Raw genomic sequence first — 13,139 nt, forward strand, 5'->3', positions numbered from 1 at the left:
TGGGGAGGTCGGCGAAACGACCATGCACGTCACGCATCTGTCGCTGGCCGACTTCCGCTCGTACCCTCGGGTCGAGGTCCCGCTCGACCCGGGAGTGACGGCCTTCGTCGGCCCGAACGGGCAGGGCAAGACCAACCTCGTCGAGGCCGTCGGCTATCTCGCCACGCTCGGCAGCCACCGCGTCTCCTCCGACGCCCCCCTGGTCCGCATGGGCGCCGAGCGCGCGATCATCCGGGCCCAGGTGCGGCAGGGCGAGCGGCAGCAGCTGGTCGAGCTGGAGCTGAACCCGGGGCGTGCCAACCGGGCCCGTATCAACAGGTCCTCGCAGGTCAAGCCGCGTGACGTGCTGGGGATCGTACGGACCGTGCTGTTCGCCCCCGAGGATCTCGCCCTGGTCAAGGGCGACCCCGGTGAGCGGCGCCGCTTCCTCGACGAGCTGATCACCGCCCGTTCCCCGCGCATGGCCGGGGTCCGTTCCGACTACGACCGGGTCCTCAAGCAGCGCAACACCCTCCTGAAGTCGGCCGCGCTCGCCCGTCGGCACGGCGGCCGCAACGTGGACATGTCCACGCTCGACATCTGGGACCAGCATCTCGCGCGCGCGGGCGCCGAGTTGCTCGCCCAGCGCCTGGACCTGATCGCCGCGGTCCAGCCGCTGGCCGACAAGGCGTACGAGCAGCTCGCCCCCGGCGGCGGTCCGATCGCCCTGGAGTACAAGCCGTCCGCGCCGGGCGAGGCGCACACGCGCGAGGACCTGTTCGAGCAGCTGACGGCCGCGCTCGCCGAGGCCCGCAAGCAGGAGATCGAGCGGGGCGTCACCCTGGTCGGCCCGCACCGCGACGACCTCCAGCTCAAGCTCGGCCAGCTGCCCGCCAAGGGGTACGCCTCGCACGGCGAGTCCTGGTCCTACGCCCTGGCGCTGCGCCTGGCCTCGTACGACCTGCTGCGCGCGGAGGGCAACGAGCCGGTGCTGGTGCTCGACGACGTGTTCGCCGAGCTGGACACCCGCCGCCGTGAGCGCCTCGCCGAGCTGGTCGCGCCCGGCGAGCAGGTCCTGGTGACGGCCGCCGTCGACGACGACGTCCCGCATGTGCTGTCCGGGGTGCGGTTCGCCGTGTCCGAGGGGACGGTGGAGCGCGTATGACGGAAAACACACCTGGGAACGCACCGGAGAACACCCCGGGGGGCACATCGGAGAACCCGTCCGGGAAAGCCCCCGGCCCCCGGACGCCCGAGCCGTCCGGCGTCGACCTCGCGCGCGTGGCACTGCGCGCCGCCAAGGACGCCGCACGCGCGCGTGGGGACGCGGCGCAGCAGAAGAAGCAGGCGCGCCGCGGCGGACTGCGCTCCGGCGCACGCGCCGACGGCCGCGACCCCATGGCGCTCGGCTCCGCGATCAACCGGCTGATCACCGAGCGCGGCTGGGAGGCCCCGGCCGCGGTGGGCGGGGTGATGGGCCGCTGGCCGCAGATCGTCGGCGAGGACGTGGCCAATCACTGCGTGCCGGAGAGGTACGACGAGGACGAGCACGTCCTGTCCGTGCGGTGCGACTCGACGGCCTGGGCGACGAACCTCCGGCTGCTCGCTCCGACCCTGGTCGCGCGCCTGAACGAGGATCTGGGCCACGGCACCGTGAAGATGATCAAGGTGCAGGGCCCGGGCGCACCCAGCCGCCGCTACGGCCCGCTGCGGGCTCCCGGCAGCACCGGTCCCGGCGACACCTACGGCTGACGGGAGCCCTCCCCGGAGCCTGTCCGGAGGCCCCGTGACGGCTCGATCCGCGCCCGTTTCCCACCGGTCGGCAGCAAGTGACTGACATCACAAAAATGGGTGTCGGCGGCCCGTTCGGAGCCCCGGCGCCCCTCTCTTCGCACCACCGCACACGGTTGCGAATCGCCACCTGACTCCGAAGTAGCCAAGGGTTGACGGCCGGAAGCGCTGAGTGCCTCCGTGAGCCTCTTGGAGCCCCCATCCGCATATCGGGAGTCGGGGAAGACCGGTTGAGGGCGGCACATGCGGACTCAGGTACCGGCAAACACCCATCAGTGTCAGTGCTACCGGTAGACTGGAAGCAATCCCGCCCCACTCGTGGGGACCGTCCGGGAAAAGCTGAGCAACGCTGATCAAGGCTTACCAACGCAACATGCCGCAGCCGCTCCGGCAACCCGCCGACGAGCCTGGCTCGTGCTGTGCCAGAAAGGGCGCTTCGTGGCCGATTCCGGCAACCCCAACGAGAACAACCCGTCCGTCGAGGCCATGGCTGGAGTCGCCGAGGCCTCAGCTACTGCTTCGTACGACGCAAGTGCCATCACCGTCCTCGAGGGTCTGGACGCGGTCCGCAAGCGACCCGGTATGTACATCGGTTCGACCGGTGAGCGCGGCCTGCACCACCTGGTGCAGGAGGTCGTCGACAACTCCGTCGACGAGGCGCTCGCGGGATACGCGGACACGATCGACGTGACGATCCTGGCCGACGGCGGCGTACGGGTCGTGGACAACGGCCGTGGCATCCCGGTCGGCATCGTCCCCTCCGAGGGCAAGCCGGCCGTCGAGGTCGTGCTGACGGTCCTGCACGCGGGCGGAAAGTTCGGGGGCGGCGGCTACGCGGTCTCCGGCGGTCTGCACGGCGTGGGTGTCTCCGTCGTGAACGCCCTGTCGACCAAGGTCTCCGTCGAGATCAAGACCGACGGTTACCGGTGGACGCAGGACTACAAGTTGGGCGTCCCGACGGCCCCGCTCGCCCAGCACGAGCCCACGGACGAGCACGGCACCACGGTCACCTTCTGGGCCGACCCGGACATCTTCGAGACCACCGACTACTCCTTCGAGACGCTGTCGCGGCGCTTCCAGGAGATGGCGTTCCTCAACAAGGGCCTGCGCATCAACCTCACCGACGAGCGTGAGTCGGCGAAGGCCACGGCCGGCGCGGACGAGGCCGGCGAGGACGAGAAGCACGAGGTCAAGCACGTCTCGTACCACTACGAGGGCGGCATCGTCGACTTCGTGAAGTACCTCAACTCCCGCAAGGGCGAGGCGGTTCACCCCACCGTCATCGACCTGGAGGCCGAGGACAAGGACAGGCAGCTGTCCCTCGAGGTCGCCATGCAGTGGAACAGCGGCTACACGGAGGGCGTGTACTCCTTCGCCAACATCATCCACACCCACGAGGGCGGTACGCACGAAGAGGGCTTCCGGGCCGCGCTGACCTCGCTGATCAACAAGTACGCGCGCGACAAGAGGCTGCTGCGCGAGAAGGACGACAACCTCACCGGTGACGACATCCGCGAGGGTCTGACCGCGATCATCTCGGTCAAGCTGAGCGAGCCCCAGTTCGAAGGCCAGACGAAGACGAAGCTGGGCAACACCGAGGTCAAGACCTTCGTCCAGAGGGTCGTCTACGAGCACCTGAACGACTGGCTGGACCGCAACCCCAACGAGGCCGCGGACATCGTCCGCAAGGGCATCGCGGCGGCCACCGCGCGCGTGGCGGCGCGTAAGGCCCGCGACCTGACGCGCCGTAAGGGCCTGCTGGAGACCGCGTCCCTGCCGGGCAAGCTCTCCGACTGCCAGTCGAACGACCCGACCAAGTGCGAGATCTTCATCGTCGAGGGTGACTCCGCCGGCGGCTCGGCCAAGTCCGGCCGGAACCCGCAGTACCAGGCGATCCTCCCGATCCGCGGCAAGATCCTCAACGTCGAGAAGGCGCGCATCGACCGGATCCTCCAGAACCAGGAGATCCAGGCGATGATCTCCGCGTTCGGCACGGGTGTGCACGAGGACTTCGACATCGAGAAGCTCCGCTACCACAAGATCATCCTGATGGCGGACGCCGACGTCGACGGTCAGCACATCAACACCCTGCTGCTTACCTTCCTGTTCCGCTTCATGCGGCCCCTGGTCGAGGCCGGGCACGTGTACCTCTCCCGTCCGCCGCTCTACAAGATCAAGTGGGGCAAGGACGACTTCGAGTACGCGTACTCCGACCGCGAGCGCGACGCCCTGATCGAGATGGGCCGCCAGGCCGGCAAGCGCATCCGCGACGACTCGGTCCAGCGCTTCAAGGGCCTCGGCGAGATGAACGCCGAGGAGCTGCGCATCACGACCATGGACCAGGAGCACCGCGTCCTCGGTCAGGTCACCCTCGACGACGCCGCCCAGGCCGACGACCTGTTCTCGGTCCTCATGGGCGAGGACGTCGAGGCCCGCCGCGCGTTCATCCAGCGCAACGCCAAGGACGTCCGCTTCCTCGACATCTGAGTCGGTCTCAGCTGACCGCACCAGGAAGGATCTTCACCAGCAATGACCGACGAGAACACTCCCGTGACGACGCCCGAGGGTGACGCCCTGGCCATGCGCGTCGAGCCCGTCGGGCTCGAGACGGAGATGCAGCGCTCGTACCTCGACTACGCGATGTCCGTCATCGTCTCGCGTGCGCTGCCGGACGTCCGTGACGGCCTCAAGCCCGTGCACCGCCGTGTCCTGTACGCCATGTACGACGGCGGCTACCGCCCCGAGCGCGGCTTCTACAAGTGCGCCCGCGTCGTCGGCGACGTCATGGGCAACTACCACCCGCACGGCGACTCCTCCATCTACGACGCGCTCGTGCGTCTCGCCCAGTCGTGGTCGATGCGCATGCCGCTCGTCGACTCCAACGGCAACTTCGGCTCCCCGGGCAACGACCCGGCGGCGGCGATGCGGTACACCGAGTGCAAGATGGCGCCGCTGTCGATGGAGATGGTCCGTGACATCGACGAGGAGACCGTCGACTTCACGGACAACTACGACGGCCGCTCCCAGGAGCCGACCGTCCTGCCGGCCCGCTTCCCGAACCTGCTGATCAACGGCTCTGCCGGCATCGCGGTCGGCATGGCGACCAACATCCCGCCGCACAACCTGCGCGAGGTCGCCGCCGGTGCCCAGTGGTACCTGGAGAACCCCGAGGCCTCGCACGAGGAGCTCCTTGATGCGCTCATCGAGCGCATCAAGGGCCCGGACTTCCCGACCGGCGCGCTCGTCGTCGGCCGCCGGGGCATCGAGGAGGCGTACCGCACCGGCCGCGGCTCCATCACCATGCGCGCGGTCGTCGAGGTCGAGGAGATCCAGAACCGCCAGTGCCTGGTGGTCACGGAACTGCCGTACCAGGTCAACCCGGACAACCTCGCCCAGAAGATTGCCGACCTGGTCAAGGACGGCAAGGTCGGCGGCATCGCGGACGTCCGCGACGAGACGTCCTCCCGCACCGGCCAGCGCCTGGTCATCGTGCTGAAGCGGGACGCGGTCGCCAAGGTCGTGCTGAACAACCTCTACAAGCACACCGACCTCCAGACGAACTTCGGCGCCAACATGCTGGCGCTGGTGGACGGCGTGCCGCGCACGCTCTCGCTCGACGCGTTCATCCGCCACTGGGTGGCGCACCAGATCGAGGTCATCGTCCGCCGCACGCGCTTCAGGCTGCGCAAGGCCGAGGAGCGCGCGCACATCCTGCGCGGTCTGCTGAAGGCCCTGGACGCCATCGACGAGGTCATCGCGCTGATCCGGCGCAGTGACACCGTCGAGATCGCGCGCGGGGGCCTGATGAGCCTCCTGGAGATCGACGAGATCCAGGCCAACGCCATCCTCGAGATGCAGCTGCGCCGACTGGCCGCCCTGGAGCGCCAGAAGATCGTCCAGGAGCACGACGAACTCCAGGCGAAGATCACCGAGTACAACGAGATCCTGGCCTCCCCGGTCCGTCAGCGGGGCATCGTCAGCGCGGAGCTGGCCGCGATCGTCGAGAAGTTCGGCGACGACCGCAAGACCACGCTGATCCCGTACGAGGGCGACATGTCCATCGAGGACCTGATCGCCGAGGAGGACATCGTCGTCACGGTCACCCGGGGCGGCTACATCAAGCGCACCAAGACCGACGACTACCGCGCCCAGAAGCGCGGCGGCAAGGGCGTGCGCGGCACGAAGCTCAAGGAAGACGACATCGTCGACCACTTCTTCGTGTCCACGACGCACCACTGGCTGCTGTTCTTCACCAACAAGGGCCGCGTCTACCGCGTGAAGGGCTACGAACTGCCTGACGCCGGCCGGGACGCGCGCGGTCAGCACGTCGCGAACCTGCTCGCCTTCCAGCCGGACGAGGCGATCGCCGAGATCCTGGCGATCCGCGACTACGAGGCGGTTCCGTACCTGGTCCTCGCCACCAAGGCCGGACTTGTGAAGAAGACGCCTCTGAAGGATTACGATTCGCCGCGTTCCGGCGGTGTGATCGCGATCAATCTCCGGTCGATGGAGGACGGTTCGGACGACGAACTGATCGGAGCCGAGCTCGTCTCGTCGGACGACGATCTGCTTCTGATCAGCAAGAAGGCACAGTCGATCAGGTTCACCGCCTCGGACGAAACCCTGCGGCCCATGGGCCGTGCCACCTCGGGTGTCAAGGGCATGAGCTTCCGCGAGGGCGACGAGCTGCTCTCGATGAATGTTGTTCGACCCGGTACGTTCGTGTTCACTGCCACCGACGGCGGGTACGCGAAGCGGACCAACGTCGACGAGTACCGCGTCCAGGGTCGCGGCGGCCTCGGCATCAAGGCCGCCAAGATCGTGGAGGACCGTGGATCTCTCGTCGGCGCTCTGGTCGTCGAGGAGACCGACGAGATCCTCGCCATCACGCTGGGCGGCGGTGTGATTCGTACGCGAGTCAACGAGATCAGGGAAACCGGCCGTGACACCATGGGCGTCCAACTGATCAATCTGGGCAAGCGCGATGCCGTCGTGGGTATCGCACGCAACGCCGAGGCGGGACGCGAGGCGGAAGAGGTCGACGGCGACGTGGTCGTCGACGAGACCGCCGAAGGTGCCGCGGCCACCGGCACGGACGAGGGTGAGGCGCCCTCGGCCGAGTAGCACGAGGAGTGAGTCAGCGTGAGCGGAGCCACGGGCGCCGGACCGAGGGGTACCTCGAAGGGTACGGACACGGACGACGGCGGCCGTGGCTCCGCCGCGCGTGCGGCGGACCCGCACACGACCAACCTGAAGGCGATCAAGTCCCCGACCAAGGACGCGCCCTCGCCTGACACGCAAGGATCACAGGGGGGAACTGTGACGGACACCAGAGGTCCGCAGACCCAGCACCACACCGCTGGAGCGGGCCCGTCCGCATCCGGCGCCCAGCCGCAGCCCGAGCCGGCCGCGCAGGAGAATGGCGCCGCGCAGACGGCTTCCCCCCTGCCGGGGGAACGGCAGACGCAGCAGCAGGCCGGGCCGTACCACCCGCCGCAGGCCTACCCGGCGCAGCCCGCAGCGGGCGGCGCCGGAGCCGGTACCGCCGCCGCGGCCGCACGGCGTCCCCGCACGGGTGCTCGCACCACGCCGCGCGTCCGCAAGGCCCGCCTGCGCGTGGCCAAGGCCGACCCGTGGTCGGTGATGAAGGTCAGCTTCCTGCTCTCCATCGCCCTGGGCATCTGCACGATCGTGGCGTCCGCCGTGCTGTGGATGGTGATGGACGCGATGGGCGTCTTTTCCACGGTCGGCGGCACGATCTCCGAGGCGACCGGCTCCAACGAGTCGAACGGCTTCGACCTCCAGGCCTTCCTTTCGCTGCCCAACGTCCTCATGTTCACGTCGGTCATCGCGGTCATCGACGTCGTCCTGGCGACGGCCCTCGCGACGCTCGGCGCGTTCATCTACAACCTGTCCGCGGGCTTCGTGGGCGGTGTGGAGCTGACGCTCGCCGAGGACGAGTAGATCTCTCGTAGATCCCTTGCTAACGGCGGATGCCGGTGTCCCGACAACCGATTTTGGGACTGCCCATGTCGTGCGCTAATCTTCAGGAGTCAGCGCGCGGGACACACACCGCAGAGCGCGGCGGGGCTATAGCTCAGTTGGTTAGAGCGCATCCCTGATAAGGATGAGGCCACAGGTTCAAATCCTGTTAGCCCCACCAGCGAGAAGACCCCCGGTCCACCAGGACCGGGGGTCGTTGACGTTCACAGCTGACGTCAGTCGCCATCCGGAGCTGACATCAGCCGACATCCGGAGCTGACATCGGCCGCCGTCCCGTGCCGCCGCGATGAGCCGGGGCCCTTTCCGGACACCGTTCAGCCGGCATCACCGGCTGAAAAGGCCCGGCAGCTCCGAGGAGCTGCCGGGCCTGTACGCAGGTCGCCGGGACGTGCTGGGGATCTCAGCGCTGGAGCGGAGTGAGATGGTCCGCTGGGTCGCCGTCGGTGTCGGGGTCGTCGTCGGTGCAGTCGGCGGTGGGTGACGCCGTCGTGTCCGCGAGCGGGCGGTGGCGGCAGCTGGGGGACTTGCCGTGGGCCTCGGCGTGGATGCGCTGCTTCATCGTGGGGGGCAGGGCCTTGGCGTAGGACAAGGACCGGGGGGCCGTCGCCGGTACCGGCGCCGTCCGCTGCTGCGGGATGAGCGCGCTGTTGCGCTTCTGCTCGGGCTGCGGTACCGCCGCGGCGGCGGTCGTGGTGACGAATCCGAGCGCCGTGCACAGCGCGAGGAAGGCGGTGACGATGGTGGTCCACAGCTTCATGACCTTGTTCCGGGCCATAACCCCTCACTTTCGGGTTGGGCGATTTGCGTACTTTCCTCATGATGTGTATGAGGGCCGCGAAGTGGTGGACCGACGCCCGTGGCGCGTCGATGTTCGGATGAACACCACCCGGATGGGCGCAAGAGGGATGAAAAGGTGAGGAAAAGGGAGAAGAGCGGTCGAAGTAACCGTCCGTCGGCGTGTGATCACTCTCCGGTCGGAGCGGCGTACTCCGCTTCTATCCCTGTTTCCGGGAAGGGAGTTGAGGGCCGACTCAGGTCACCGATCGGTATCGGTCGGTGTGTATAGTCGGGCGGCAGAGGTCCCCTACGTCAAGGAAAGACGAGGTCGCGCGGTGAAGAAGCTTCTCCTGGTCGCACTGGCCGCCATCGGCGGGCTCCTCGTGTACCGCCAGATCCAGGCGGATCGCGCCGAGCAGGATCTGTGGACGGAGGCGACTGACTCCGTGCCCACGGGTTCGTGAGTCACGACATCCCCAACCGAGCACACCCCGGCCGCCTCGCGGTCGGGGTTTTGTGTGTTCATGGGGACGGCGGGACGGTGGGCGCGACGGCGGTGCAGGATGGGGCACGGTTCCACGGTTTGCGGTTTCACGGCGGTTCTGCGGTCCGGTGACGTGAGGGGTGGCGCGTGAGGGGACGGTGTCGTACGGCGTGGGGGCGTGCGGGCGCGTGGCGCGGTCGTGGCTCGTCGGTGGTGGTGCGCCTGGGCGTCGTGGCGGTGGTGCTGGGTACGACGGCCGCCGTGGTGCCCGGACAGGCCGCCCTGGCAGTCGCCGGGACGTCCGGTACGGCGGTGTCGCCGAGCCCGTACGCCTTCGCCGATGACGCCCGGAGCATCGAGGGGGCGAGGAGCACCGCTGACGCCGTACCGCTGACGCCCGGCACGGCCTACAAGAGCTCCCTCCCGAGCAGCGGCAAGATCAGCTACAGCCTCCAGCTCGACGCCACGTCGAACGCGTACGTCTCCGTCACCGCCGTCCCCTCCCCCGGCAGCACCGTCTCCGTCATCGACGGGCTCAGGGTGTCCGTGCAGGACGGCGACGGCACGCCTTGCTCCAGCGACACCGCTAATTTCGGCGCCGCCCGCAGTCCGCACCCGATCGCGGCGTGGGGCCGGCGCGAGATCTCCCCCACCAAGTCGCTGTGCCGGGAGGCCGGGACCTACTACGTGTTCGTCGAACGCGTCGACCCGAAGGGCGAGGGGGCCTCGCCCGACGCCTGGGACCTGGAACTCTTCGCCACGACGGAGCCACGGACGGCGAAGACCGGGGCAACCAGCGCACCCGAGGTGTGGAACTCCGCCTCGCCCCAACCGCTCCAGGGGAAGGCCGAGCGCCGCCCGGGCGGTGCGGGATTCGCCGAGGCCACCCAGTTGGACCAGGGTGTCTGGCGGGACGAAATCCGCCCCGGCCAGACGCTCTTCTACGAGGTGCCGGTCGACTGGGGCCAGCAGCTCCAGGTCACCGCCGAGCTCGCCAGCTCGGCCTCCGGCGGCACCGGCTACACGACCGACGCGCTGGATCTGGACCTGTACAACCCGGCGCGCGGCCGCGTCGCCGACGTGAGCGTCGGCTACGACGGCGACCAGAAGTCCGGGAACCTGCCTCCCCTGCCGCCGGTCGACCACGCCAACCGTCACTCCGCCATCGGCCAGGTCGGTGCGATGCGCTTCGCCGGCTCCTACTACCTCGTCGCGCACCTTTCGCAGAGCGTCGCCGACAGCTTCGGGGACGGGCCGTTCGACCTGATCCTGCGGGTCCGGGTGAGCGGGGCTGCGCGGGGCGGGCCCGACTACGTGGGGGAGTCCCAGCCGAAGGGCGTCTTCGAGGTCTCCGACCAGGACCGGGAGGCGGCTGCCGAGGGCGTGGCCGGGGGTGACGACACCGCGATGCGGGTCGTCGCCGTGGGCGGCATCGGCACCGGGAGCGCGCTGCTGGTGGGGCTCGGGATGTGGACCGTGCTGGCTCGGCGGAGGAGTGCCGGGTAGGCAGGCCGGGGAGGGAGCCAGGCGGGGAGAGCCGGGGCGGGAGCCCGGACCGACGCCGGCGGGGGCTCAGATGCGGGTCAGGGCCCAGAAGCCCACGGCGTAGCAGACCAGGGCGAGGAGCAGCAGCGGGACCGCCACCTTGGCCGGGGGGCCGGGGCGGCGGGGAGGGCGTGGTGCTCGGTGCCGTGAGGGCGCCTGACCGGAGGGTGGGGCTTGCGGGGTCTGCGGGTTGTGGGCGGTGTAGGGGGCGGTGGAGGTGTGGGTGGGCTGCTGTGCTGCGGGGGGCAGCGGTTGGCCTGGATAGCCCGTGTGGTTCGGGTACGGCGGTGGGAGCGGTTGGGATGGGGACAGGCGGTGTGTGGAGTCGTAGGGGGAGTACAGGGCCTGTTGGTGTGACGGCTGTGCCTGGGCGTCGTGCCCCGGAATGGGGGAGTTGGTGACGGTCGCCTGGGGTGGCGGCAGGTGGAAGCTGCCGGTGTCCGACATGGAGGGCGGCTGAGCCGGGGTGGCCGGCGGGGTGGTGTCCTGGCGGGGCCCGGGAGGCACGGCTGCTGCCTCCGGGTCGGACCAGGCGTCGCCGTTGCCGGCGGTGTTCTGGCGGGACCGCCCCTCGTCCGCCGCCGGATCGGACCTCTCCTCACCCGCCATCGGGCTGGGCGGTCCGTCCTCTCTCGGCCCCAGCCCCCGCGCTCTCTCCAGCGGGCCTTCCGGGGCGAACCCCGTTGGAAGCGGGCCGAGTTGATCGAAGATCTCGATCAGTTCGTCGTCCGGGCCGGGCTCGGGGAGGAGCTCCGCGGCGGCGGCGAGCGCCTTGCGCGCCCCCGTGGCCGTCCGGAACCGGGCCTGCGGGTCCGGCTGGAGCAACATGGCCACCACCTGCCACAGCGGCTCCGGAATGCCCTTGGGCGCGCCGGGAGTTCCGTGCTCGGCGAAGTACTGGATGAGCGCCTTGCTGTCCGGTTTGGCACCCTCCAGCAGATACAGCGCGACCAGGCCTACGGCGAACAGGTCGGCGGGAAAGTCAGGCTCCGCGCCCATCATCTGCTCGGGCGCGAGATAGCCGGGCGTCCCCACCACGAGGTTGGTCTCCGTCAGGCGGGGTTCGCCCAGCCGCATCGCGATGCCGAAGTCGGACAGCCGCAGCCGCGGCCGGCCCGTGCCGGTCGCTTCCAGCAGGATGTTGGCGGGCTTGACGTCGCGGTGCACGACGTCCTCCGCGTGCACCGCGGCCAGCCCCGCCAGCAGCTGGTCGAGCAGCGTGCAGACGAAAACCGGCGGAAGAGGGCCGTAGTCCCCGACGAGGTGCACGAGTGAGCCGCCCGCGACCAGGTCCATGGTGAAGAGGACCTTGTCGTCGTCGGCGGCCCAGCTGGTGGGGGCGAGCACATGGGGATGGTCGATCCGCAGTGCCTGTTCACGGACGAAGCGCAGCAGCGAGTGCGCGTCGCTCTGGAGCAGGACCTTGGCGGCCACATAGCGGCGGCGGCGGTGGTCCCAGGCGCGCCAGACGGCGCCGACCCCTCCGCGTCCGATCGGGTCGACCAGTTCGTACCGGCCGGCGAAGACCTCACCCATGGCTGTACGTCGCTCCTCCCCCTGTGGTCTCCCCCCTTGCTTCCCCCTCGACGAGCGTTACGACTCCCCGACGGGCGAAACGGCTCCCCCGATGAGCGATACCGATGAGCAATACCGATGAGCAATACCGATCAGCGACATCGATCAGCGATACCGATGAGATACACGCCCCCTCGCGTCGACCGGTCCCCCGTACGGCACACGCCCCCTCGTGCCCGCCCGTACCGTGACGCAACCCCCGTCACATCACCCGTTGCCCGGTGCCGAACCCCCTTCGGCGGCCGGGTGGCGAGGTCAGTTCTGGTGGGACTGGTAGTGCGCGACCGCGTCCGAGGTGCGGCCGGCACCGTACACCCGGAGGAACTCGGCCAGTTCCGGGTGGGTCGGAGCGAGGGTCTCCGCGGCGTCGATGATGTCGCCCGCCGCCGCGACCGAGCGCAGCAGCGACTGGATCTCCCGGACGACGCGCTTGACCGTGGGCGCCCCCGAACTGCTCGTCGTCTGTGTCGTGTTGCTGAGCACCGAGCCCCCCTGTGACTTCTTGATCTCCTCCATGCGTTCGGTGGCCTCGGCCGCGCTCACGCTGCCGTCCGCGACCTGCCCCGCCAGGTCCTGAAGCAGCTGCACCCGCTGCACCACAGCGGGGTTGCCGATCTTCGCCCGCTGGCCGCTCATCAGCTGCGACAGCATCGGAGCGGACAGTCCCAGCACCCCCGCGAGACGAGCCTGGTTGAGACCAAGATCGTCGATAAGCCTACGGAAGAGCGCCCCCAGCGGCTCCCCGTACCAGTTCCGCTGCAGCTCCCGCGCTCTTGCGGTGGCTTCCTGCTGTGCGGCGTCCATTGCGTCTCCCCATCGCTTCCCCAAGTACGGCGGTTCGCGGTAGCGAACCACGTCCGAGCATCTTACGGAGAGTGGTCGGCGACGGGGACCCCCAATCTTTTTGCGGAATCCCGGGGGTGACCCGGTACTCTGGTCTCCGACGCTCGCCGGGACGTGGTTTCTTCCGGCGTACGTTCCTCTT

Annotated in this window: 10 protein-coding genes and 1 tRNA gene; 8 read left to right on the forward strand and 3 right to left on the reverse strand. The window is 69.3% G+C overall.

The window, feature by feature from the left end; translation table 11 throughout:
• Positions 1-22 precede the first annotated feature (22 nt).
• From recF to QC385_RS19380, 6 genes are all read left to right on the forward strand, one after another.
• Positions 23-1,144 carry a DNA replication/repair protein RecF gene (gene recF, locus QC385_RS19355; protein ID WP_279542559.1) on the forward strand — a complete coding sequence of 374 codons (1,122 nt, stop codon included), beginning with the start codon at positions 23-25 and terminating at the stop codon, positions 1,142-1,144.
• On the forward strand, positions 1,141-1,731 hold the full coding sequence (locus QC385_RS19360) for a DUF721 domain-containing protein (protein WP_279542560.1): 591 nt from the start codon (positions 1,141-1,143) through the stop codon (positions 1,729-1,731). Before recF ends, QC385_RS19360 begins: the two co-directional genes overlap by 4 nt.
• Before the next feature lie 477 nt (positions 1,732-2,208).
• Positions 2,209-4,257, forward strand: coding sequence for a DNA topoisomerase (ATP-hydrolyzing) subunit B (gyrB, locus tag QC385_RS19365; RefSeq protein WP_279542561.1), 2,049 nt, complete (start codon positions 2,209-2,211; stop codon positions 4,255-4,257).
• 42 nt (positions 4,258-4,299) lie between these two features.
• Entirely contained in the window at positions 4,300-6,894 is a 2,595-nt protein-coding gene (gene gyrA, locus QC385_RS19370; protein ID WP_279542562.1) for a DNA gyrase subunit A, read from the forward strand.
• 18 nt (positions 6,895-6,912) lie between these two features.
• Positions 6,913-7,734: a DUF3566 domain-containing protein gene (locus tag QC385_RS19375; protein WP_279542563.1), complete on the forward strand. Its 822-nt coding sequence runs from the start codon at positions 6,913-6,915 to the stop codon at positions 7,732-7,734.
• Between the two features lie 122 nt (positions 7,735-7,856).
• Positions 7,857-7,933, forward strand: a tRNA-Ile gene (locus tag QC385_RS19380).
• A 240-nt stretch (positions 7,934-8,173) separates the two neighbouring features.
• On the opposite strand, the gene QC385_RS19385 is transcribed toward QC385_RS19380, so the two are convergent.
• On the reverse strand, positions 8,174-8,548 hold the full coding sequence (locus QC385_RS19385) for a DUF6344 domain-containing protein (RefSeq protein WP_279542564.1): 375 nt from the start codon (positions 8,546-8,548) through the stop codon (positions 8,174-8,176).
• A 337-nt stretch (positions 8,549-8,885) separates the two neighbouring features.
• Here QC385_RS19385 and QC385_RS19390 point away from each other — a divergent pair, with 337 nt between their 5' ends.
• Positions 8,886-9,014, forward strand: a complete 129-nt coding sequence (locus QC385_RS19390) for a DLW-39 family protein (RefSeq protein WP_003999697.1) — start codon at positions 8,886-8,888, stop codon at positions 9,012-9,014.
• A gap of 167 nt (positions 9,015-9,181) precedes the next feature.
• Positions 9,182-10,540: a hypothetical protein gene (locus QC385_RS19395; protein WP_279542565.1), complete on the forward strand. Its 1,359-nt coding sequence runs from the start codon at positions 9,182-9,184 to the stop codon at positions 10,538-10,540.
• A 66-nt stretch (positions 10,541-10,606) separates the two neighbouring features.
• On the opposite strand, the gene QC385_RS19400 is transcribed toward QC385_RS19395, so the two are convergent.
• Together QC385_RS19400 and QC385_RS19405 are read right to left on the reverse strand one after the other, a co-directional pair.
• Positions 10,607-12,115, reverse strand: coding sequence for a serine/threonine-protein kinase (locus tag QC385_RS19400; protein WP_279542566.1), 1,509 nt, complete (start codon positions 12,113-12,115; stop codon positions 10,607-10,609).
• 294 nt (positions 12,116-12,409) lie between these two features.
• Positions 12,410-12,958, reverse strand: a complete 549-nt coding sequence (locus QC385_RS19405; protein ID WP_243380052.1) for a helix-turn-helix domain-containing protein — start codon at positions 12,956-12,958, stop codon at positions 12,410-12,412.
• Positions 12,959-13,139: the final 181 nt, after the last annotated feature.

Origin of the sequence: Streptomyces sp. DH10, assembly GCF_029813805.1 — a bacterium.
Lineage (GTDB): Bacteria > Actinomycetota > Actinomycetes > Streptomycetales > Streptomycetaceae > Streptomyces > Streptomyces coeruleofuscus.

Excerpts from the sequence above, each read along its gene's own strand:
- recF (WP_279542559.1), top strand. The coding sequence starts at position 23 with ATGCACGTCACGCATCTGTCGCTGGCCGACTTCCGCTCGTACCCTCGG.
- QC385_RS19360 (WP_279542560.1), top strand. The coding sequence starts at position 1,141 with ATGACGGAAAACACACCTGGGAACGCACCGGAGAACACCCCGGGGGGC.
- gyrA (WP_279542562.1), top strand. The coding sequence starts at position 4,300 with ATGACCGACGAGAACACTCCCGTGACGACGCCCGAGGGTGACGCCCTG.
- QC385_RS19385 (WP_279542564.1), bottom strand. The coding sequence starts at position 8,548 with ATGGCCCGGAACAAGGTCATGAAGCTGTGGACCACCATCGTCACCGCC.
- QC385_RS19400 (WP_279542566.1), bottom strand. The coding sequence starts at position 12,115 with ATGGGTGAGGTCTTCGCCGGCCGGTACGAACTGGTCGACCCGATCGGA.
- QC385_RS19405 (WP_243380052.1), bottom strand. The coding sequence starts at position 12,958 with ATGGACGCCGCACAGCAGGAAGCCACCGCAAGAGCGCGGGAGCTGCAG.